We start from the raw sequence: 24,666 nt of genomic DNA on the forward strand, positions 1-24,666 counted from the left end.
CTGGGGACAACGGTCAGGAATCGGTTCCGTCAAGCGCCAGCCTGACGAGGGTGTCGGTGTCGAGGTCGTCGAGGTCCAGGACCTCGTCGGTGGGCTCGGCCCCGGTACCGCCGTCGGCGTCGGCGAGGTTGAGCAGCAGGTCCAGCAGCCCGGCCTCGCGGATGCGGGCCAGCGGGATCGCCGCGAGCGCCTGCCGGACGGCCACCTCCGCCGGGTCGCCGTCGTCCGCCTGCGCCGCCTCGGGCAGCAGGCCGTCGAGCAGGTTCTCGGCGAGCACGGCCGGGTTCGGGTAGTCGAAGACGAGGGTCGCCGGCAGCGACAGGCCGGTCGCGCCGGTCAGCCGGTTGCGCAGCTCGACCGCCGTCAACGAGTCGAATCCGAGTTCCTTGAAGGCCCGCTGGGGCTTGACCCGGTCGGTGCCCGCGTGGCCGAGCACGGCGGAGGCGTGGGTACGCACCAGGTCGACCAGGTGCCGGACCCGCTCGGGGCGGGGCAGGGCGAGCAGGTGTTCCCGCAGGGCGTCGGCCGCCCCGCCGGGCTGCTGCTCCCCGGCCAGGGCGTGCAGCGCCTCCCTGGCCTCGGCGATGTCGTCGAGCAGCGGCCGGGGGCGGGCCGAGGCGTACGCCGGGGCGAAGACCGTCCAGTCGACGTCCACCACGGTCAGCGCCGCCCGGGGCAGGCCCACGGCGTACCGCATGGCGTGCACGGCGTCGGCCGGCGCCATGGCGGTCAGGCCGCGCCGGGCCAGCATCTGCTGGGCCTCGCCCGTGGCCATGCCGCCGTCGGCCCACGGTCCCCAGGCCACGGACGTCGCCGCCAGGCCACGGCCGCGACGGTGCTCCGCCAGCGCGTCGAGGAAGGCGTTTCCGGCGGCGTACGCGGACTGCCCGCCGCTGCCCCACACCCCGGCGATGGAGGAGAAGAGCACGAACGCGTCCAGCGGCCGGTCGCCGAGCAGGGCGTCCAGGTGCAGCGCGCCGGCCACCTTGCCGTCGAGCACGCCCGCGAACGCGGCCAGGTCGGTGTCGGCGATCAGGCCGGACTCGCCGGCGCCCGCCGCGTGGACCACGGCCGTCAACGGCGCGGGGTCCTCGTCGAGGCGGGCCAGCAGCGCCGCCACCTGGTCACGGTCGGCGACATCGCAGGCGACGACCGACGCCCGGACGCCCTGCGCGGTGAGTTCCGCGCGCAGTTCCACGGCCCCCGGTGCGCGCTCGCCGCGACGGCTGGTCAGCACGACGTGCTCCGCCCCGTTGGCCGCCGCCCAACGGGCCACGTGCGCGCCCAGCGCGCCGGTGCCGCCGGTGACCAGCACCGTGCCGCACGGCTGCCACCGCTGCGCCGTGTCGGGGGCGGCGGGTGCCGAACGGACCAGGCGACGGACGAACACCCCGGAGGGGCGTACGGCCAGCTGGTCCTCGTCGCCGGCGCCGGTCACCACCCGCGCCAGCCGGTCCCACGCCGTCGCGTCGGCCTGCTCGGGCAGGTCCACCAGGCCGCCCCAGAGCTGGGGGTGTTCCAGGCCCGCCACGAGCCCCAGGCCCCAGAGCCCGCTCTGGGCGACGCCGGGCACGGTGTCCCCGTCGCCGGTGCTGACCGCGCCCTGGGTCAGGCACCACAGCCGGGCGGTCGCCCCGGTGTCGTGCAGGGCCTGGAGCAGCAGCAGCGTGGCGGCCGTCCCGACGGGCACGGCCGGGTGCGCGGGGTGCGGCTGGTCGCGGAGGCCGAGCAGGGAGAGCACGCCGGTGACGGGGCCGTCGGCCAGCACGTCGGCCAGCCGTCGGGCGAGGCCCGCCCGGTCGGTGCCGACCGGGTCGACGGTGAGCCGGACCACGTCGGCGCCGACCTCGGCGAGGGCCTTGGTGACCGCCTCCGCCCGGGTGCCGTCCGCCAGGTCGTCCTGCGCCGTCACGAGCAGCCACACGCCGGGCCGCGCCGGGTCGGCGGTGATGTCGGTGCGCTTCCACCCGACCCGGTACGACCACGCGTCGAGGACCGCCCGCTGCGTACGCGCCCGGTGCCAGGTCGACAGGACCGGCAGGGCGGGCGTGAGGGCGTCCAGGGCGGCGCCGTCGTCGCCGAACTGCGCGGCGAGCGCGCTCAGGTCGCCGCTTTCGACGGCGCTCCAGAAGTCGGCGTCGCCGCCGTGGGTCGCCGCCTGTCGTGGCCGGCTCGCCGGCTCGGGCCAGTACCGCTCCCGCTGGAAGGCGTACGTGGGCAGGTCCACCCGCCGCGCACCGCTGTCGGTGAACCACTGCCGCCAGGACACCGGCACCCCGTGCACGTGCAACTCCGCCAGGGCGTGCAGCAACGCCTGCGCCTCCGGGCGGTCCCGACGCTGCACCGCGACAGCCAGCACAGCGTCGTCGTCGGGCAGCACGTCGGCGGCCATCGCCGTCAGGACGCTCTGCGGCCCGACCTCCAGGAACGTGTCCACACCGGCGCTCCGCAGCGCGGTGATCCCGTCGGCGTAGCGCACCGCCTCGCGGACGTGCCGCACCCAGTACTCCGGGGTGCGGATCTCGTCGACCTCAGCGAGTGCCCCGGTCACGTTCGACACCATCGGCAGCAACGGCGCGGAGAACGTGAGCCCGGACAGGACCGCCCGGAACTCGTCGAGCATCGGCTCCATCAACGGACTGTGGAACGCGTGGCTGACGGTGAGCCGGCGAGTGCGGGTACCCCGGTCCCGCCAGAGTCGCTCCACCTCGTCCAGCGCGTCGACGGCACCCGAGACCACCACGGCGGCCGGACCGTTGACGGCCGCGATACCGACGCGGTCGGTCAGCCCGGCGAGAGACTCCGCCACCGCCGCCTCGTCCGCCGCTACGGCCAGCATCCCGCCGCCGGTCGGCAGCGCCTGCATCAGACGACCCCGCGCGGCCACCAGCGCGCACGCGTCGGCCAGCGACAACACGCCAGCGACGTGCGCGGCCGTCACCTCACCGATCGAGTGACCGGCGAGCATGTCCGGAACGACCCCGAACGACTCCACAAGACGGAACAACGCCACCTCGACCGCGAACAGGCCCGCCTGGGTGAAGACCGTCTGGTCTAACAACTCCGCCTCAGCGGAACCCGCCTCAGCGAACAACACCTCCCGCAACGGACGAGGCAGCAACGAATCCAGCTGCCCACACACCTCGTCCAACGCCGCCGCGAACACCGGGAACTCGCCGTACAACTCCCGACCCATGCCCGCACGCTGCGCACCCTGACCCGAGAACACCAGCGCGAGCTGGCCGCGTACGGCGGCGGAGCCGGTCACCACAGCTCCCGACGGCTCGCCCGCCGCGACGGCGGCGAGGCCCGCCAGCAGCTCTTCCCGGCTCGCACCGGACACGACCGCCCGGTGCTCCAGCGCGGCCCGCGACACCACCGACGACCAGGCCACGTCCATCCCGCGTGGGGCCTCGTCGGTGGCGAGCCACCGCGCCCACCGGCCCGCCTGGACGGCCAGCGCGGCGGCGTCGCGGGCAGACAGCAGCACCGGCACCACCGGCGGCACGTCGCTGGCGACGACCTCGCCCTCGACCACCTCGGCCGGCGGCTGCTCGATGATCACATGCGCGTTCGTACCGGAGATGCCGAACGACGACACCGCCGCCCGACGCGGCCGACCCACGGCCGGCCACGGAGTGGGTTCGGTCGCGAGGGCCACCGCCCCGGAGGTCCAGTCGATGTGCGGGGACGGCTCGTCCACGTGCAGGGTCGGCGGGACCAGACCGTGGCGCATCGCCAGCACCATCTTGATCACACCAGCCACACCGGCAGCCGCCTGCGTGTGCCCGATGTTCGACTTGATCGAGCCGAGCAACAGCGGCTCCCGCCCCTGCCGGTCCTGACCGTACGTGGCCAGGACGGCCTGTGCCTCGATCGGATCACCGAGGGTGGTCCCGGTGCCGTGCGCCTCCACGGCGTCCACGTCGGCTGGAGTCAGCCGCGCGTTCGCCAGTGCCTGACGGATCACGCGCTGCTGCGACGGGCCGTTCGGCGCCGTCAGCCCGTTCGACGCGCCGTCCTGGTTGACGGCGCTGCCGCGTACCACCGCCAGGATCCGCCGGCCCTCCCGCTGGGCGTCCGAAAGGCGCTGCACCAGCAGCACCCCGACGCCCTCGGACCAGCCGGTGCCGTCGGCCGACGCCGCGAACGACCTGCACCGGCCGTCGGGCGACAGACCGCGCTGCCGCGAGAACTCCACGAACGTGCCCGGCGTCGCCATCACGCTCACGCCGCCGGCCAGCGCCAGGTCGCACTCGCCGCTGCGCAGCGCCTGCACCGCCAGGTGCAGCGCCACCAGGCTGGACGAGCACGCCGTGTCGACGGTCACCGCCGGGCCTTCGAGGCCGAACGTGTACGCGACCCGGCCCGACAGCACGCTGCCCGAGTTGCCGGTGCCGATGTAGCCCTCGACCTCGGGCGTCTCCATGAGCCGCGTCGAGTAGTCGTGGTAGATGACGCCCGCGAAGACGCCGGTCCGGCTGCCCCGCAGGCCCGAGGGGTCCAGGCCCGCCGACTCGAACGTCTCCCAGGACGCCTCCAGCAGCAGCCGGTGCTGCGGGTCCATGGCGAGGGCCTCACGCGGCGAGATGCCGAAGAAGCCGGGGTCGAACTCCGCCGCGCCGTACAGGAAGCCACCGTGGCGGGTGTACGAGGTGCCGGCGTGGTCGGGGTCCGGGTCGTACAGGGACTCCAGGTCCCAGCCCCGGTCGGCCGGGAACTCCCCGATGCCCTCCCCACCGGTGCTGACCAGCTTCCACAGCTCGTCGGGAGACTCCACCCCGCCCGGGTAGCGGCAGGCCATGCCGACGATCGCGATCGCCTCGTCGGCGTCGCCGGCCGTCGCCTCGTCCGGGGCGGCGACGACGCCGGGCCGGGTGCCGGCGAGTTCCGCGTACACGTGGGCCGCCAGGACCTGCGGGGACGGGTAGTCGAACACCAGGGTCGAGGTGAGCCGCAGGCCGGTCGCGCCGTTCACCCGGTTGCGCAGCTCGACGGCGGTCAGCGAGTCGAAGCCCAGGTCCTTGAACGCCCGGTCGGCCGGCACCGCCTCGGCGCCGCCGTGCCCGAGCACCTGCGCGACCAGGCCCCGGACCAGCTGGTCGACCTGCGCGAGGCCGTCCTCGGCGCTGAGGCCGGCGAGCCGGTCGGCCCAGCCGCCGGCGGCGCCCTGCCCGGCCCGGCGACGGGTCGTCGCCACGTCGACCAGGTTGCGCAGCATCGGCGGTACGACCGCACCGGCGGCGGCCGCCCGCAGCGCGGGTACGTCGATCGCGGCCGGCACCAGCACCGCCTGCTCCGCCTCCACCGCGGCGTCGAACAGCTCCAGCCCGGTGCGGGCGTTCATCGGCCGCAGGCCGGCGCGTGCCGTCCGGGCCCGGTCGTTGCCGCCGATCGAGGCGGCCATGCCGGCGGTGTCCCACATGCCCCAGGCGAGGCTGACCGCCGGCAACCCCAACTGCCGCCGATACACCGCCAACCCGTCCAGGAACGCATTACCCGCCGCATACGCCGACTGACCCGGCGAACCGAGCACACCCGCCACCGACGAGAACACCACGAACAAATCCAGATCCAGCGACGCCGTCGCCTCGTGCAACAACCAACCCGCCGACACCTTCGGCGCCAACACCCCGGCGAGACGCTCCTCGGTAACCCGCTCGATCACCCCGTCGTCCAACACACCCGCGGTATGCACCACACCCGCCAGGCGGCCCCCGGCCGAAACCTCGGCCACCAGCGCACCGACCTGATCCCGGTCCGTCACGTCACAGGCGACGACCCGCACCGACGCACCCAACGCCGACAACCGCTCCGACAACTCACCCGCGCCCGCAGCCTCCAGACCACGACGCGACACGAGCACCAGCGACCGCACCCCGTGCACCGACACCAGATGCTCCGCCACCAAAGCACCCAACGCACCCGTACCACCGGTCACCAGCACCGAGCCGTCACCCACCACGGCGGCGTCCGCCGACGCCGGAGCGACCGCCCGCACCAGACGCGGCACGAGCACCTCGCCGGAGCGTACGGCCAACTGGCCACCGGCCGGGTCTGCGGCGAACCGGGCCAGGATGCCCAGCGTGCCGGGGTTGATCGCGTCGTCGACGTCGGCCAGGACGATGCGACCAGGGTGCTCCGACTGCGCGGAGCGCAGCAGGCCCCACACGGCCGCGGCGGCCAGGTCGCTCACCCGGTCCCCGTCGCGGACGGCCACCGCACCCCGGGTCACCACCACCAGCTTCGAGTCGGCCAGCGCGTCGACTGCCAGCCACTCCTGCACCAGGCCCAGCACGTCGGAGGCCACCGTACGTACGGCCTCCGCCGGGTCGCCGTCGTCGACGGGCGACGCGGCCGGCGTGAAGAGCAGCAGGCGCGGCGGGGCGATGCCGGCGTCGATGGCGGCCCGCAACTGCCGGATCGTCTCGGCGGAGGGACCGCCGGGGACGCCCGGCAGGGCCGGCCCACCCAGGATCGCCCAGCCCGACGCGTCGTCGACCGGCTCGGCCTCCTCGACCTGCCAGACCACCTCGAACAGGGAACGGGACGCCGCGCTCGCGGCGGCCACGCCGGTCAGCTCCCGCAGGACGAGGGAGTCCACCGACACCACCGGCGCGGCCGCCTCGTCGCGGGCGGTCAGCCGCACCCCGGAGCCGTTGCGAGTCAACCGCACCCGCAGCAGCCCCGCGCCGGAGGCGTGCACCTGCACACCCTCGAACGCGAACGGCACGCGCGGCCCGCCCGACTCCTCGGTACCGGGCAGCAGCCCGATCGGGTGCAGAGCGGCGTCCAGCAGCGCCGGGTGCACGCCGAAGCGCCCCGCCTCCGCCGTCGCGTCGTCCGGCAGGGCCACCTCGGCGTACACGTCGTCCTCGGCGGTCCACACCCGACGCAGACCCTGGAACACCGGCCCGTACGACAGGCCGTGCTCGAGCAGCGCCGGGTACCAGCCGGTCAGGTCCACCTCGGTGGCGCCGGCGGGCGGCCAGGCTGCCGTCTCCGGCTCGTCGGCGGTGGCCGGTTCCAGCACGCCCTCCGCGTGCCGGGTCCAGCCCGCCTCGGGGTCGTCGTCGGGGCGGGAGTAGACGGCGACGGGGCGCTGCGGCGACTCCGACGCGGACACCCGCACCTGGATCCGTACGGCGCCGGACTCGGGGAGCACCAGCGGCACCAGCACCGTGAGGTCCCGCAGCCGCGGCAGCTCCACCTCGTCGCCGGCGCGTACGGCCAACTCGACGAGGGCCGTGCCCGGCACCAGCGTCACGCCCGAGACCACGTGGTCGGCCAGCCAGGGGTGGGTGGTCAGGGAGATCCGGCCGGTCAGCACGACCTCGTCGTCGCCGGCCAGGTCCACGGCAGCGCCGAGCAGCCCGTGCTCGGCCACGCCGAGGCCCGCGCCGCTGACGTCGCCGGCGCGCAGCCGGCCCACGGCCGGCCAGAAGCGCTGCCGCTGGAACGGGTACGTCGGCAGGTCGACCGGGCGGGTCCCGGCCGGCAGCAGGGCGGTCCAGGTGACCGGCACGCCGTGCGCGTACAGCTCCGCCAGCGCGTGGACCAGCGACGCCGGCTCGGGACGGCCGGGGCGCAGCGTCGCCACGACCGCCGTCGACGGCGCGGCGTCGTCCGGCAGGCAGGCGCCCACCATGCCGGCGAGCACCGCGTCGGGGCCCAGTTCGAGGAAGGTACGGACGTTGCGCTCGCGCAGGCTCGCGACCCCGTCGGCGAACCGGACCGTCTCCCGGACGTGCCGGACCCAGTAGTCGGGGGTGCCGATCTCGTCGGGGTCGGCGACCTGCCCGGTCAGGTTCGACACGATCGGCAGGACGGGCCAGTGGAACGTCAGCCCGTCGAGCGCCTGCCGGAACTCGGCCAGCATCGGCTCCATGAGCGGGCTGTGGAACGCGTGGCTGACGGTGAGCCGGCGCGTGCGTACGCCCCGGTCCTTCCAGACCCGCTCCACCTCGTCGAGGGCCTCGGCGGCGCCGGAGACCACGACGGCGGCGGGGCCGTTGACGGCGGCGACGCCGACCCGGTCGGCGAGCGGGGCGATCGACTCGGCCACCGCGTCCTCGTCGGCGGCGACGGCGAGCATGCCGCCGCCGGCCGGCAACGCCTGCATGAGCCGGCCCCGCGCCGCGACCAGCGCGCACGCGTCGGCCAGGCTGAACAGGCCGGCCACGTGTGCCGCCGCGATCTCGCCGATGGAGTGCCCGGCCACCAGATCCGGCATGACGCCGAGCGACTCCACCAGCCGGAACAGCGCCACCTCGACGGCGAACAGGCCGGCCTGGGTGAACACCGTCTGGTCCAGCAGCTCCGCCTCGGGCGTGCCCGCCCCGGCGAACAGCACCTCCCGCAGGGGACGCGGCAGCAGCGGATCCAGGTGGCCACACACCTCGTCCAGCGCGGCGGCGAAGACCGGGAAGGCCGCGTACAACTCGCGACCCATGCCGGCACGCTGCGCGCCCTGACCGGAGAAGAGGACGGCGGTCCGGCCGCTGCGGGCGACCCCCCGCACGACGGCGGCCGAGGGCTCGTCGTCGGCCAACGCGCCGAGGGCGGCGAGCAGTCCGGCGCGGTCGCCGGGCAGCAGCACCGCGCGGTGCTCGAAGGCGCTCCGGGCGGTGGCGAGCGCCCGGCCGACGTCGGCGACGGTCAGGTCCGGCTCGTCGTCGACGAGGGTCCGCAGCCGGCGCGCCTGCTCGTGCAGGGCGGCGGCGTCGCGGGCCGACAGGACGCAGGCGACCAGGTCGCCCGGTACGTCCGGGGCGGGCGGCGCGGCCTGCGCCGGGGCGGGCTCGGGAGCCTGCTCGATGATGGTGTGCGCGTTGGTGCCGCTGATGCCGAACGACGACACCGCCGCCCGACGGGGCCGGTCGACGGCCGGCCACGGCCGCGCCTCGGTGAGCAGGGCGACCGATCCGGCGGTCCAGTCGATGTGCGGGGAGGGCTTCTCGGCGTGCAGGGTCGGCGGCAGCATGCCGTGCCGCATCGCCAGCACCATCTTGATCACGCCGGCGACGCCGGCCGCCGCCTGGGCGTGGCCGATGTTCGACTTGATCGAGCCCAGCCACAGCGGGCGGTCCTGCGGTCGGCCCTGCCCGTACGTGGCCAGCAGCGCCTGCGCCTCGATCGGGTCGCCGAGGGCGGTGCCAGTGCCGTGCGCCTCGACGGCGTCCACGTCGGTGGTGACGAGCCGGGCGTTGGCGAGCGCCTGCCGGATCACCCGCTGCTGGGCGGGGCCGTTCGGCGCGGTGAGGCCGCTGCTGGCGCCGTCCTGGTTGACGGCGCTGCCCCGGACCACGGCGAGCACGCGGTGGCCGTTGCGCTGCGCGTCGGAGAGGCGCTCCAGCAGGAGCATGCCGACGCCCTCGGCGAAGCCGGTGCCGTCGGCGCCCGCGCCGAACGCCTTGCACCGCCCGTCGGGCGACAGGCCGCGCTGCCGGGAGAACTCGGTGAGCATGCCGGGGGTGGACATGACGCTCACCCCGCCGGCGAGGGCGAGGCGGCACTCGTCCTGCCGCAGCGCCTGGGTGGCCAGGTGCAGCGCCACCAGCGACGACGAGCAGGCCGTGTCGACGGTGACGGCGGGCCCCTCCAGGCCGAACAGGTACGAGATGCGGCCCGACGCGACGCTGCCGGCGCTGCCGTTTCCGACGTGTCCGTCCAACTCATCGGTGCCGCCGGCGGCCTGGGAGGCGTAGTCGTGGTAGATCAGGCCGACGTAGACGCCGGTGCTGCTGCCCCGCGCCGAGTGGGGGTCGATGCCGGCCCGCTCGAAGGCCTCCCAGGACGTCTCCAGCAGCAGCCGCTGCTGCGGGTCCATCGCCAGGGCCTCCCTGGGAGAGATCCCGAAGAAGGCGGCGTCGAACTGGGCGGCGTCGTGGAGGAAGCCGCCCTGGCGCGGTACGGCCCCGGGGTCCTCACCGCCGGCGCGCAGGTCGTCGAGGTTCCAGCCCCGGTCGGTGGGGAAGGGCGAGATGACGTCGGCGCCGGCGGTGACCACGTCCCAGAGCTGCTCGGGGGTCTGCACGTCACCGGGGAACCGGCAGGCCATGCCGATGATGGCGATCGGTTCGTCGAGGGCGGCGGCGGTGCCGACCGCGACGGGCCGGTCCACGGCCGCCGCGCCGCCGAGTTCCCGGTCCAGGAACTCGGCGAGCACCACCGGGGTCGGATAGTCGAACGCCACGGTCGCGGGCAGCCGCAGCCCGGTCGCGGCGGAGAGCCGGTTGCGCAGCTCCACCGAGGTGAGCGAGTCGAAGCCCAGCTCCTTGAAGGCGCGCTGGGCGTCGACGCTGTCCGCCGAGCGGTGCCCGAGCACGGCCGCCACACTGGTGGCCACCAGGTCGAGCAGGTAGGAGCGCCGCTCCGCCGGGCCGAGCGTCGCCAGCCGGTCGCGTACGGAGGCGGTGTCCGCCGGGCCACGACCCACCGCGCGCCGGGCCGGGCCGCCGGCCCGGACCAGGTCCCGCAGCAGGCTGGGTACGTTCTGGCCGGTCGACCGCGACGCCGGCGGCAGGTTCATGAGGACGAGGTGCCCGGTGCCGCGCTGCCGCGCCAGCTCGTACAGCGCCACGCCCTGCCGGTCGGTCAGCGGGGCGCTGGTGGCGCGGATCGCCTTGCGGTGCTCGCTGCCGCCCAGGTGGGCGGTCATGGCGCTGCTGGTCGCCCACAGCCCCCACGCGAGGCTGGTGGCGGGCAGCCCCTGCTCGCGGCGGTGCTGGGCGAGGGCGTCGAGGAACGCGTTCGCGGCCGCGTAGTTGCCCTGCCCCGGCGAGCCCAGGGTGGCCGCCACCGACGAGAACAGCACGAACGCCGACAGGTCCAGATCCCGGGTGGCCTCGTGCAACGCCCACCCGGCGTCCACCTTCGGCACCAACACGGCATGCAGGGCAGACTCGTCCAGCGAACCGATGGTCGCGTCGGCGATCACCCCGGCGGTGTGCACCACGGCGGTCAGCGGGTGCTGTGGGTCCACCAGTTCCAGCAGCCGGTTCACCTGCGCGGGGTCGGCCACGTCGGCGGTGCCGACGGTGACCCGGGCGCCGGCGCGGGTCAGCTCGTCGACCAGCTCCTGGTACTGCTCGGGGCCACGGCGGGAGGCCAGCAGCAGGTGCCGCGCCTGGCCGGTGGCGACGAGGTGGCGGGCGAACACTCCGGCGAGGGCGCCGCCGGCGCCGGTGAGCAGGACGGTGCCGTCGGGGTCGGCGGGCGCGGGCACCCGCAGGACGACCTTGCCGATGTGGCGGGCCTGGCTGATGTGGCGCAGCGCCTGGCGGGCCTGGCGCACGTCCCACGCCCGCAGGGGCAGCGGGCGCAGCACGCCCTGCGCGAACAGGGCGAGCAGTTCGGTGAGCATCTCGCCGATACGCCGGTGCCCGGCCTCGTTCAGGTCGAAGGCGCGGTAGGTGACGCCGGGGTGGTCGGCGGCGACCGTCTCCGGGTCGCGTACGTCGGCCTTGCCCATCTCCACGAACCGGCCACCACGCGGCAGCAGCCGCAGCGACGCGTCGACGAACTCACCCGCCAACGCGTCGAGCACCACGTCCATCCCGGCGCCGCCGGTGGCCGCGCCGAAGGTCTGCTCGAACTCGGTGGTCCGCGAGGACGCGATCCGCTCCCCGGCCACCCCGAGGCCGCGCAGGACGTGCCACTTGCCGGGGCTGGCGGTGGCGTACACCGTCGCGCCCCAGTGCCGGGCGAGCTGGATGGCGGCCATGCCGACGCCGCCCGCGCCGTTGTGGATCAGCACCGACTCGCCGGCCCGCAGGTCGGCGAGGTCCCGCAGCGCGTAGTACGCGGTCAGGAACACCACCGGCACGGAGGCCGCCTGCGTGAAGGACCAGCCGGCGGGGATCTTCGCCACCAGGTCGCGGGTGGCGATCACCTCGGGGGCGAAGGCCGGCTCGAACATGCCGAGCACGCGGTCGCCGGGCACCAGGTCGGTCACGCCCGGGCCGACCTCGACCACGACGCCCGCGCCCTCGCTGCCCATCACGGCCGCCGGATCCGGGTACATGCCCAGCCCGATCAGCACGTCCCGGAAGTTCACGCCCGCCGCACGCACCGCGATGCGCACCTGCCCCGCGTCCAGCGCCACGGGAGCGGCGGGCACCATGCCGACGCCGTCCAGGGTGCCGGGGCTGACCGCGCCGACCCGCCACAGTCCGGCCGGCGGGACGAGCTCCTCGGCGGCCTGCCCGGCGGGCCGGCCCAGGCGGGGAGTACGCACCTCGTCGCCGCGTACGGCCACCTGGCCGCCGGTGGGCGACGGGTCCTCGACCACGGCGGTCAGCACGGCGAGGGTGGCCGGGGTGAGTTCGCCGTCGACGTCGGCGAGGACGATCCGCCCCGGGTGCTCCGACTGCGCCGAGCGCAGCAGTCCCCAGACCGCCGCGCCGGGCAGGTCCCGCACCGCGTCGGCCGGGGTGGCGGCCACCGCCGCGCGGGTCAGCACCACCAGCGTCGTGTCGGCCAGTGCCTCGCTGTCCAGCCAGGAGCGCACCACGTCCAGGACCCTGGCGGTGGCCGTACGGACCAGGTCGGGCAGGTCCCCCTCCGGGGTGCCGGCGGGCACGGGGACGACCAGCGCGCGGGGTGCCTCGACCGACCCGGCCGCGACCGCCTCGGTCAGCTCGTCGACGGTCGGGAACACCGCCGTGGCCAGGCCCGCCGGGGCGTCCCCCTCGCCGAGCAGCGCCCAGCCGGAGACGTCCCGCGCCGGGGTGACCGCCTCGACCTGCCACGTCACCTCGAACAGCGACCGCTCCGCGGCCTCCGCGCCGGTGGCGTCGCTCATCTCCCGCAGCGCGAGCGACTCGACGGACACCACGGGCGCGCCGGACTCGTCGCCGGCCACCAGCCGCACGCGCGAGCCCGCCCGGGTCAGCCGTACCCGCAGCGTCCGGGCGCCGGAGGCGTGCACCTGCACGCCCTCGAACGCGAACGGCACGCGCGGTCCGCCGGAGCGCTCGTTCAGCAGCAGCCCGACGGGGTGCAGCGCGGCGTCCAGCAGCGCGGGGTGCACGGCGAAGCTGGCGGCGTCGCCGGCCGCCTCGTCCGGCAGGGCCACCTCGGCGTACGCCTCGTCGCCGGCGGTCCACAGCCGCCGCAGGCCCCGGAACGCCGGCCCGTACGCCAGGCCACGCTCCGCCAGCGCCGGATACCAGCCGGCGAGGTCCACCTCGGTGCCGCCGGCCGGCGGCCAGGAGCCCAGCGTCGGCTCGTCGGTGGCCTGTTCCAGCAGGCCGTCGGCGTGCCGCGTCCAGGCGTCCTCGGGGTCGCCGTCGGGCTGCGAGTGCACCGCCACGGGCCGGGCGCCGGAGCCGTCGGCCGCGCCGACGCGCACCTGCACACGGACCGCGCCCGCGTTCGGCAGCACCAGCGGCGCGGCGACGGTCAGCTCCCGCAGTCGGGAGGCGCCGACCTCGTCACCGGCGCGCACCGCGAGTTCGACCAGGGCGGTGCCCGGCAGCACCACCGCGCCGCCGACCACGTGGTCCGCCAGCCAGGGGTGGGTGGACGCCGACAGCCGGCCGGTGAGCACGACCTCGTCGTCGCCGGCGAGCCGCACCGCCGCGCCGAGCAGCCCGTGCCCGGCCGCGCCCAGTCCCGCCCCCGACACGTCGCCGGTCGCGGAGCGGTCGAGCGCCGGCCAGAACCGGTCCCGCTGGAAGGCGTACGTGGGCAGGTCGACCGGGGTGGCGCCGGAGCCGGCGAACACGCGCGACCAGTCGACGGGCACGCCGGCGACGTGCAGGTCACCGAGGTTGGCCAGCAGTTGCCGCGGCCCGTGCTCGTCTCGGCGCAGCGAGCCCACCACCACGCCCGCGCCGGTGCCCCGGTCGAGCGCGTCCTGCACGGCGATCTTGAGTACGGGGTGTGGGCTGACCTCGACGAAGGCGCGGAAGCCCTGCTCGATCAGCTGGTCCACGACCGGCGCCAGCCGGACCGGCTCCCGCAGGTTGCGGTACCAGTAGTCGGCGTCGAGCCCGGCGGTGTCGATCGGTCCACCGATGACGGTGGAGTGGAAGGCCACGCTGGTGGACCGGGGCTCCACCGTGCCGAAGCCGGCGGTCACCTCGTCGCGGACCGGTTCGACGTGGGCGCTGTGCGCCGCGAAGTCGACGGCGATCTGCCGGGCGCGGATTCCCCGCTCGGCGCAGTGCGCGAGCAACGCGGCGACCGACGCCGAGTCGCCGGCGACCACGGTCACGGCGGCCCCGTTGAGGGCGGCGACGGAGAGGCTCCCGTTCCACGGCGCGATGAGCTGCTCGGTGTCGGCGGCGGGGAGCGGGACGGAGACCATGCCGCCGCGACCGGCGATCGCCAGCAGGCCCCGGCTGCGTGCCACGACGAGCCGCGCCGCTTCGGCGAGGCTCAGCGCGCCGGCGACGCAGGCCGCGGCGAGTTCCCCCTGCGAGTGCCCGACGACGGCGGCCGGTTCGACGCCGCACGACCGCCAGAGCTGCGCGAGGGACACCATGACGGAGAAGAGCACGGGCTGGACCACGTCCACCCGGTCCAGGGGCGGCGCGCCGGGCGCCTCCCGCAGCACGTCCTCCAGGGACCAGTCCACCAGCCGGGACAGTTCCTCGGCGCACTGGTCCATCCGCTGCCGGAAGACCGGCGAGGTCTCCAGCAGGTCCAGCGCCATCCCCGTCCACTGGGAGCCCTGGCCGGGGAAGACGAAGACGACCTTCGGCGCGGCGTCCACGCCGGCCGGCGCGCTGTCGCTGGCGGCGAGATCGGCCAGTCGGGTGGCCGCGTCGTCCCGGTCGGCGGCCACGACGACCGCGCGGTACGGGTGGTGCGCCCGCTGGGTGGCCAGGGAGAAGCCGAGGTCGCGGGGGTCGAGGTCGGCGTCGGCGGCGAGCCGTTCGCCGAGGCGGGCGGCCTGCGCCCGGAGCGCGCGGGCGCTCCTGCCGGAGACCGGCAGCGGTACGGCGGCGGGCCCGACCAGGCCGGGGACGTTCCCCGCCGGGGCGGGCGCTGCCGGGGCCGGCTCGTCGGGCGCCTGCTCGATGATGGTGTGCGCGTTGGTGCCGCTGATGCCGAACGACGACACCGCCGCCCGGCGGGGCCGGTCGACGGCCGGCCACGGCCGCGCCTCGGTGAGCAGGGCGACCGCCCCGGCGCTCCAGTCGACGTGGGGCGAGGGCTCGTCCACGTGCAGGGTCGGCGGCAGCATGCCGTGCCGCATCGCCTGCACCATCTTGATCACGCCGGCCACACCGGCAGCCGCCTGGGAGTGGCCGATGTTCGACTTGATCGAGCCGAGCCAGAGCGGCTCCCCGCCGTCGCGGTCCTGCCCGTAGGTGGCCAGCACCGCCTGCGCCTCGATCGGGTCGCCGAGGGTGGTGCCGGTGCCGTGCGCCTCCACGGCGTCCACGTCGGCCGGCGTCAGCCGCGCGTTCTCCAGGGCCTGGCGGATCACCCGCTGCTGCGACGGGCCGTTCGGGGCGGTCAGCCCGTTGGACGCGCCGTCCTGGTTGATGGCCGAGCCGCGCAGTACGGCGAGTACCCGGTGCCCGTTGCGTCGCGCGTCGGAGAGGCGCTCCACCAGCAGCATGCCGACGCCCTCGGACCAGCCGGTGCCGTCCGCGCCGGCGGCGAACGCCTTGCACCGCCCGTCCGGGGCCAGCCCGCCCTGGCGGGAGAACTCGGAGAACATGCCGGGCTGCGCCATCAGCGCCACCCCGCCGGCCAGGGCCATGTCGCACTCGCCGCCGCGCAGCGCCTGGGCGGCGAGGTGCAGCGCCACCAGGGACGAGGAGCAGGCGGTGTCGACGGTGACCGCCGGGCCTTCGAGGCCGAACGTGTAGGCGACCCGCCCGGAGGCGACGCTGCCCGCCGTGCCGGTCAGCAGATGCCCCTCGAGGCCGTCGAGGTCGTCGCGTCCGCTGGTGGCGTAGCCGGAGGAGGCGGCGCCGATGAAGACACCGGTGGCGGTGCCGCCGAGCGCGGCGGGGTCGATGCGGGCGTACTCGAAGCTCTCCCAGGCGGTCTCCAGCAGCAGCCGCTGCTGCGGGTCCATGGCGAGGGCCTCGCGGGGGCTGACGTTGAAGAAGCCGGCGTCGAAGTCGGCCGCGTCGTAGAGGAATCCGCCCTGGTGGGTGACGGTGCCGCCGGCCTGGTCGCCGTCGGTGCCGTACAGCCGGTCGAGGTCCCAGCCGCGGTCGGTCGGGAAGTCGCCGATGGCGTCGGCGCCGGAGGTGACGAGCTGCCACAGCTGCTCGGGGGTGCTGACGCCGCCGGGGTAGCGGCAGGCCATGCCGATGATGGCGATCGGCTCGTCGGCGTCGGCGGTGACGACGGTACGGACCGTGTGGCCGGTGCCGGTGGCCGGGCCGAGCTGCGCGAGCAGGTGGTCGGCCAGCCGGGCCGGGGTGGGGTGGTCGAAGGCCAGCGTGGCGGTCAGCCGCAGGCCGGTGGCCGCACCCAGTCGGTTACGCAGTTCGACCGAGGTCAGCGAGTCGAAGCCCAGTTCCTTGAAGGCCCGGGTGGCGGGGACCGCCTGCGCCGAGGCGTGCCCCAGCACCGTGGCGGCCTGGCCGCAGACGAGGTCGACGAGGGCCTGGCGGGCGTCCGCCTCGGAGAGGCCGGCGAGCCGGTCGCGCCACGACGTACCGGCGGTCGGCTGGTCGGTGGCCGTGCGGCGCCGGCCGCCGCGCATCAGGTGCCGCAGCAGCGGCGGTACGTGGCTCGCCTCGCCGGTGACCTGGAGTCGGGCCGCGACGACGACCGGCTGGACCGCCGGCAGGGCGGCGTCGAAGAGTTCGGCGCCCTCGGCCGGGGAGAGCCGGCTCATCCCGACGCGCCGCAGCCGCTGCTGGTCGTCGCCGTCGAGGTGGGCGGTCATCGTGCTGTCGGTGGCCCACATGCCCCAGGCGACGCTGGTGGCGGGCAGCCCCTGCTCGCGGCGGTGCTGGGCGAGGGCGTCGAGGAACGCGTTCGCGGCCGCGTAGTTACCCTGCCCCGGCGAGCCCAGGGTGGCCGCCACCGACGAGAACAGCACGAACGCCGACAGGTCCAGATCCCGCGTGGCCTCGTGCAACGCCCACCCGGCGTCCACCTTCGGCACCAACACGGCATGCAGGGCCGACTCGTCCAGCGAACCGATGGTCGCGTCGGCGATCACCCCGGCGGTGTGCACCACGGCGGTCAGCGGGTGCGCCGGGTCGATCCCGGCGATCAGCTCGCTGACCTGCGCGGGGTCGCTGACGTCGACGGCCACGGCGGTGACGTCGGCACCCGCGTCGGTCAGGTCCCGGACCAGGGTGGCGTAGTCGTCGCCACCGTCGCGGCCGGGTGCGCGGCGGGAGGCCAGCAGCAGGCGCCGGGCCTGGCCGGTGGCGACCAGGTGCCGGGCGAGTACGCCGGCCAGGGCCCCGGCCGCGCCGGTGACCAGCACGGTGCCCTCGGGGTCCACGGGCGCGGGGATGCGCAGCACGACCTTGCCGACGTGGCGGGCCTGGCTGACGTGCCGCAGCGCCTGGCGGGCCTGGCGCACGTCCCACGCCCGTACGGGCAGCGGACGCAGTGCGCCCCGCGCGAAGAGGTCGAGGATCTCGGTGAGCATCTCGCCGATGCGGGTGCTGCCCGCCTCGTTCAGGTCGAACGCGCGGTAGACCACGCCCGGGTGCTCGGCGGCCACCTCCTCCGGGTCGCGTACGTCGGCCTTGCCCATCTCCACGAACCGGCCACCGCGCGGCAGCAGCCGCAGCGACGCGTCGACGAACTCACCCGCCAACGCGTCGAGCACCACGTCGACCCCAGCACCGCCGGTGGCCGCGCCGAACGCCTGCTCGAACTCGGTCGTCCGCGAGGACGCGATCCGCTCCTCGGCCACCCCGAGGCCCCGCAGCACGCCCCACTTGCCGGGGCTCGCCGTCGCGTGGACGGTGGCGCCGAGGTGGTGCGCGAGCTGGATGGCGGCCATGCCGACGCCGCCCGCGCCGTTGTGGATCAGCACCGACTCGCCGGCCCGCAGCCCGGCCAGGTCCCGCAGCGCGTAGTACGCGGTCAGGAAGACCAGGGGAACCGACGCCGCCTGGGTGAAGGACCAGCCGGCGGGCATCTTGGCGATGCGCTGCCGGTGGGCGACGGCCTGCGGGCTGAACCCGAGCTCGAACATGCCCATCACGCGGTCGCCGGGCACCAGGTCGGTCACGCCCGGGCCGACCTCGACCACGACGCCCGCGCCCTCACTGCCCATCACCGCCGCCGGATCCGGGTACATGCCCAGCCCGATCAGCACGTCCCGGAAGTTCACGCCCGCCGCACGCACCGCGATACGCACCTGACCCGCGTCCAGCGCCACGGGAGCGGCGGGCACCATGCCGACGCCGTCCAGGGTGCCGGGGGTGACGGGGGCCAGGTGCCACGCCCCCGGCGGCGGGGTCAGCTCGTCGCCCACGGGCCGCATGAGCCTCGGCACCAGGGTGTGTTCGCCCCGCAGCGCCAGCTGTCCACCGGAGACCGACGGGTCGACCGCCGCCCCGGCCAGTACGGCGAGGTTCGCGGGGGTCAGCTCGCCGTCGACGTCGGCGAGGACGATCCGGCCCGGGTGCTCTGACTGCGCCGAGCGCAGCAGGCCCCAGAGCGCCGCGGCGGCCAGGTCGGTGACCCGGTCGTCGTCCGCGGCGGCCACCGCGCCCCGGGTCACCACCACCAGCTTCGAGTCCGCCAGCGCGTCGGCGGCGAGCCAGGACCGCAGCACGTCCAGGACGGCGCCGGTGAGCGCCCGTACGGCCGCCGGCATTGCGGTGCCGGAGTCGCCGGTCGGCACCGCCAGCAGCACCTGCCGGACGGTGGCGCCGCTCGCTCCCAGAGCCGCCACGTCCGCGAAGACCGGCAGCTCCGGCAGCCCGGCCGGGGCCGAGCGGCCCAGCGCCGCCCACCCCGTCAGGCCGTCCACCGCGACGACCTGCTCTGCCTGCCAGGCCACCTCGTACAGCGAGCGGGCGGCGGCGCCCCGGGTCGCCGTCGCGGTCATCTCCCGCAGCACCAGGGAGTCCACCGACACCACCGGCGCGTGCGAGCCGTCGCAGGCGACCAGCCGCACCCCGGAGCCGTCCCGGGTCAGCCGCACCCGCAGCGTCCGGGCCCCCGAGGCGTGCACCTGCACGCCCTCGAACGCGAACGGCACGCGTGGCCCGCCCGTCGCCTCCGACGCGAGCAGCAGCGCCACCGGGTGCAGCGCGGCGTCCAGCAGCGCCGGGTGCACCCCGAACGCGTTGGCCTCGCCGGCCGCCCCGTCCGGCAACGCCACCTCGGCGTACGCCTCGCCGTCGGCCGTCCAGGCCCGCCGTACGCCCCGGAACACCGGCCCGTACGACAGGCCGTGCTCCGCCAGCGCCGGATACCAGCCGGTCAGGTCCACCTCGGTCGCGCCCGCCGGCGGCCACTCGCCGATGCCCGGCTCGTCGGTCGACACCGGTTCGAGCAGGCCGTCGGCGTGCCGTACCCACTCGGTGTCGTCGTCGTCCTCGGGCTGGGAGTACACGGACAGCGCGCGGACGGCGGCGTCGTCGGCCGCGCCGACGCGCACCTGGACGCGCACGGCGCCGGAGGCGGGCAGCACCAGCGGCGCGGCCACGGTCAGCTCCCGTACGCGCGACGCGCCCACCTCGTCGCCGGCGCGTACCGCCAACTCCACCAGGGCGGTGCCCGGCACCACCACGTTGCCGCCGACCACGTGGTCGGCCAGCCACGGGTGCGTCGACGTCGACAGCCGGCCGGTCAGCACCACCTCGTCGTCGCCGGCGAGCCGCACCGCCGCGCCGAGCAGCGGGTGCCCCGCGACGCCGAGGCCGGCGCCCGACACGTCGCCGACCCGCCACGGCAGCACCTCGGGCCAGAACCGCTCCCGCTGGAAGGCGTACGTGGGCAGGTCCACCCGGGCGGCGCCGGTGTCGGCGAACCACTCCTGCCAGGACACGGGAACCCCGTGCACGTGCAGCTCGGCCAGGGCGTGCAACAGCGCGTGGACCTCCGGCCGGTCCCGACGCTGCACGGCGACAGCCAGCACACCGTCGTCGTCGGGCAGCACGTCGGCCGCCATCGCGGTCAGGACGCTCTGTGGCCCGATCTCCAGGAACGTGTCGACGCCCGCCTCGCGTAGGGCGGTGATCCCGTCGGCGTAGCGCACGGCCTCCCGGACGTGCCGCACCCAGTACTCCGGAGTGCGGATCTCGTCGGCGTCAGCGAGCGCACCGGTCACGTTCGACACCAACGGCAGCGCGGGCGCGGCGAAGGTCAACCGCTCGACGATGCCGCGGAAGCGCTCCAGCACCGGCTCCATCAGCGGGCTGTGGAACGCGTGACTGACGGTCAGCCGGCGGGTACGCGCGCCCCGGTCCCGCCAGAGCCGCTCGACCTCGTCGAGGGCGTCGACGGCGCCGGAGACCACGACCGAGGTCGGGCCGTTCACCGCGGCGATGCCGACCCGGTCGGTCAGCCCGGCGATCGACTCCGTCACGGCCGCCTCGTCGGCGGCCACGGCGAGCATGCCCCCGCCGTCCGGCAACGCCTGCATCAGCCGGCCCCGCGCCGCCACCAGCAGGCAGGCGTCCTGGAGGGACAGCACCCCGGCCACGTGCGCGGCGGCGACCTCACCGATGGAGTGCCCGCCCACGAAGTCCGGCGTGACGCCCATCGACTCCACGAGCCGGAACAACGCCACCTCGACCGCGAAGAGCCCGGCCTGGGTGAACGCGGTCTGGTCCAGCAGCTCCGCCTCGGCGGAGCCCTCGGGCGCGAACAGCACCTCCTTCAGCGGGCGCGGCAGCACCCGGTCCAGGTGCCCACACGCCTCGTCGAGGGCGGCGGCGAAGACGGGGAACTCGTCGTACAGCTCCCGGCCCATGCCGGCACGCTGCGCGCCCTGGCCGGAGAAGAGCACCGCCAGCGGCCCCCGGTCCCCGGCCTGGCCGGTGACCACCGTGCCCGACGACTCCCCCGCCGCCAGGGACCGCAGGCCCGCCAGCAGTCCCGGACGGTCCTCGGCGAGCAGCACCGCGCGCCGGTCGAGCGTCGCGCGGGACACCACCGACGAGAAGGCCACGTCGAGCGGACGCGAGCCCTCGTCGTCGGCCAGCCAGCGGGCCCACCGGTCGGCCTGCGCCGACAACGCGGCCGGCTGCGCGGCGGCGAGCAGCACCGGCGCCACGGCGGGACGGCGGGACGGCGTGGCCTCGTCGCCGGCCGGGTCGGGCGTCGGCGCCTGCTCCAGGATCAAGTGGGCGTTGGTGCCGCTCATGCCGAACGACGACACGCCGGCCCGGCGGACGTGGTCGCCGCCGGCCCACGGGCGCGCCTCGTCGAGCAGGGACACGGCCCCCGTCGACCAGTCGATGTGCGGGGACGGCTGCGCCACGTGCAGGGTGGGCGGCAGCACGCCGTGCCGCATCGCCATCACCATCTTGATGACGCCGCCAGCGCCGGCGGCGGCCTGTGGGTGGCCGATGTTCGACTTCAGCGACCCCAGCCACAGCGGCCGGTCGGCGGACCGTCCCTGGCCGTACGTGGCCAGCAGCGCCTGCGCCTCGATCGGGTCGCCGAGCCGGGTGCCCGTGCCGTGCGCCTCGACGGCGTCCACGTCGGACGGGCTGAGCCGGGCGTTCTCCAGGGCCTGCCGGATGACCCGCTGCTGGGCGGGGCCGTTGGGGGCGGTCAGGCCGCTGCTGGCGCCGTCCTGGTTGACGGCGCTGCCCCGGATCACCGCCAGGACGGGGTGACCGTTGCGTCGGGCGTCGGAGAGCTTCTCGACGAGCAGCATGGCGACGCCCTCGGACCAGCCGGTCCCGTCGGCGTCGGCGGAGAAGGCCTTGCACCGCCCGTCGGAGGCGAGCCCCCGCTGGCGGGAGAACTCGACGAAGGCGCCGGGCGTGGCCAGCACGGTCACGCCACCGGCCACGGCGAGGGAGCACTCGCCGTCGCGCAGCGCCTGGCCGGCGAGGTGCAGGGCGACCAGCGACGACGAGCAGGCGGTGTCGATGGTGACGGCCGGCCCCTCCAGCCCGAAGGAGTACGCCAACCGGCCGGACATCACGCTCGCGGCCGTGCCGGTGAGGACGTAGCCCTCCGTGCCCTCGGGCAGTTGCCGCAGCACGGACGTGTAGTCCTGCCCCGCGGTGCCGACGAACACCCCCGTACGGCTGCCCCGCACCGACGCGGCGTCGATGCCGGCCCGCTCGAAGACCTCCCAGGTCACCTCGAGCAGGAGCCGCTGCTGCGGGTCCATGGCCAGCGCCTCGCGCGGCGAGATCCCGAACAGGGTCGGGTCGAACAGGCCGGCGTCGCGCAGGAAGCCGCCCCGGTTGCTGTACGTCGTGCCGGGGTGGTCGGGATCGGGATCGTAGAGCCCGTCGAGGTCCCAGCCCCGGTCGTCGGGGAAGGTGCCGGTGGCGTCCACGCCACCGGCGACCAGGTCCCAGAGGTCCTCCGGTGAGGTGACGCCGCCGGGGAAGCGGCAGGCCATGCCGACGATCGCGATCGGCTCGGCGTCCTCGTTCTCCAGCTCGGTCAGGCGCCGGCGCGCCAGGCGAAGCTCGGAGGTCACCCACTTCAGGTGTTCGAGGAGCTTGTCTTCGTCCGCCATGACCCACCCGCCCAGAGCTTGCTATCGATCGGAATCTGCCGATTCGTTGACCACACCACCGCCGACGGGCCGGCTTCGTGCACAGGTGGGTGGAGACATGGCCGTTCGGCTCACGAACCCCACACCTGTTCCTGATTCCGGTTGTCGTGCCTGCTCAGGCACCCGCCACGCCGGGCAGTCCCGCCGACACATGCCCGCCACCGTGACTGGACGGTACTGAGCGCCCATCGCCCGCCCAACCCCTAGAGAACCCCTGATCGACCGGCCCGCGAGGACCGTCGCGGCAGGTCCCGCGAGCGGCGGTGACCAGCGTCGCGAGGGCCGCTCAGGCCGGCTGTCCGGCGACGGCCGGCAGGATGCGGCGCAGCCGCCCCGGAGGCGTCGAGCGGCGGCGCCACTCCCGTGGGTAGCCCACCGAGACCTCCTCGAACCGAACCCCGTCGTACCAGGTGGTGCGCGGGATGTGCAGGTGGCCGTAGACGGCGACGCGGGCGTCGAAGCGGACGTGCCAGTCGGCCGTGGCCTCGGTGCCGCACCACTGGGCGAACTCCGGGTACCGCAGGATCCGGGTGGGCTCGCGCACGAGCGGGAAGTGGTTCACCAGGACGGTGGGCAGCCCGTTGCGTTCGGCGCTCAGCCGGCGCTCGGTCAGGGCGAGCCGCGCCCGGCACCACGCGTCCCGCGTCGGGTACGGGTCGGGATGCAGCAGGATCTCGTCGGTGCAGACCACGCCGACCTCGTGGGCCCGCGCCAGGGCCTGCTCCTTCGTGTACGTCCCGGCAGGCCGGAAGCTGTAGTCGTAGAGCAGGAACAGCGGCGCGATCAGGACCGGGTCGTCGCCCTGCGGGTCCCACACGGGGTACGGGTCCTCCGGGGTGACCACCCCGAGGCCCCGGCACAGCTGCACCAGGTGCTGGTAGCGCGCGTCCCCCCGCAGCTGGATCGGGTCCTCGCGGGGAGTCCACAGCTCGTGGTTGCCGGGGGCCCAGATCACCTTGGCGAAGCGGCGGCTGAGCAGTCCCAGCGCCCACTCGATGTCGCTGACGAACTCCCCGACGTCGCCGGCGACGACGAGCCAGTCGCCGTCGCGTTCCGGCCGTAGCCGTTCGACGATGGCCTTGTTCTCCGCGTGCACCACGTGCAGGTCACTGATGGCGAGCAGTTGAGGCAGGCCGGATCCGGCCATGCGGACCTCCCGATCCATCCGGGGCACCGCACGCACCCACATCCGTACCGTTCGCTGCTGGTGGGCACGGCGAGACGGCCTGACGGGCTCCGACCCTACGGAGCCGGATCGGCACCGGCACACCCCTAGACAGGGTCCGTGGACCCCTAGGCGGCCGTGCCCGCCCGACGGCGCCGGCCAGGCGTCCGGCGCCGTCGGGTCAGCTCGAATCCGGTCAGGACTTGCCGAACTCCCGCTGGATGATGTCGAACAGCTCCTCCCGGCTCGCCGACTCCAGTTCCTCCTCGACGGTTGGCGCCGGCGCGGTGGCGGCGGGTCGTCCGCGCCACCTCGCCACCAGATCCTCCAGCCGACCGATGACCGCGTCGTCGACCTGATCGCCCGGCAGCCCGCCGAGGAGCTGGTCGAGGCGTTCGATCTCCGCCACGATCGGCAACGCCGGCTGCTCGGGCGCCAGCTCGGCTCCCAGGTGCGCGGCGAGCGCGTGCGGGGTGGGATGGTCGAAGACGAGGGTGGCGGGCAGCCCGATGCCGGTTTCGGCGGTAAGCCGGTTGCGCAGCTCGACGGCGGTCAGCGAGTCGAAGCCCAGTTCGAGGAAGCCCCGGCCGGGCCTGATCCCGCTCGGCGTGGCGTGGCCCAGCACCGCCGCGGCGGTGCCACGGACCAGGTCCAGCAGGATGCGGTCGCGCTCCGGCCCGGAGGCGGCGGCAAGCCGCTCGCGCAGCGCCGACGCCGCGCCGCGATCCGCGTCGCTGGACGTCTCCTCGCCGTGCTCGGCCTGTGCTTCGGGGATTTCGGTGAACAACCGGGACGGACGCAACGCCGTAAACGACGACACAAACCGATCCCACCGCACATCCGCCACCACCAC

Annotated in this window: 3 protein-coding genes; all 3 read right to left on the bottom strand. The window is 75.4% G+C overall.

Annotation, left to right across the window (positions count from 1 at the left end; all coding sequences use genetic code 11):
* Positions 1–13: 13 nt before the first annotated feature.
* The gene (locus ACGFIR_RS16640; RefSeq protein ID WP_393145793.1) at positions 14–22,609 is read right to left on the bottom strand and encodes a type I polyketide synthase; all 22,596 of its coding nucleotides are present in this window, start codon (positions 22,607–22,609) and stop codon (positions 14–16) included.
* 325 nt (positions 22,610–22,934) lie between these two features.
* Positions 22,935–23,795 carry a metallophosphoesterase family protein gene (locus tag ACGFIR_RS16645; RefSeq protein ID WP_393008741.1) on the bottom strand — a complete coding sequence of 287 codons (861 nt, stop codon included), beginning with the start codon at positions 23,793–23,795 and terminating at the stop codon, positions 22,935–22,937.
* A gap of 214 nt (positions 23,796–24,009) precedes the next feature.
* Positions 24,010–24,633, bottom strand: a complete 624-nt coding sequence (locus tag ACGFIR_RS16650) for a phosphopantetheine-binding protein (protein ID WP_393008743.1) — start codon at positions 24,631–24,633, stop codon at positions 24,010–24,012.
* Positions 24,634–24,666 lie beyond the last annotated feature (33 nt).

The organism is Micromonospora sp. NPDC049051, assembly GCF_043197575.1.
GTDB lineage: Bacteria > Actinomycetota > Actinomycetes > Mycobacteriales > Micromonosporaceae > Micromonospora.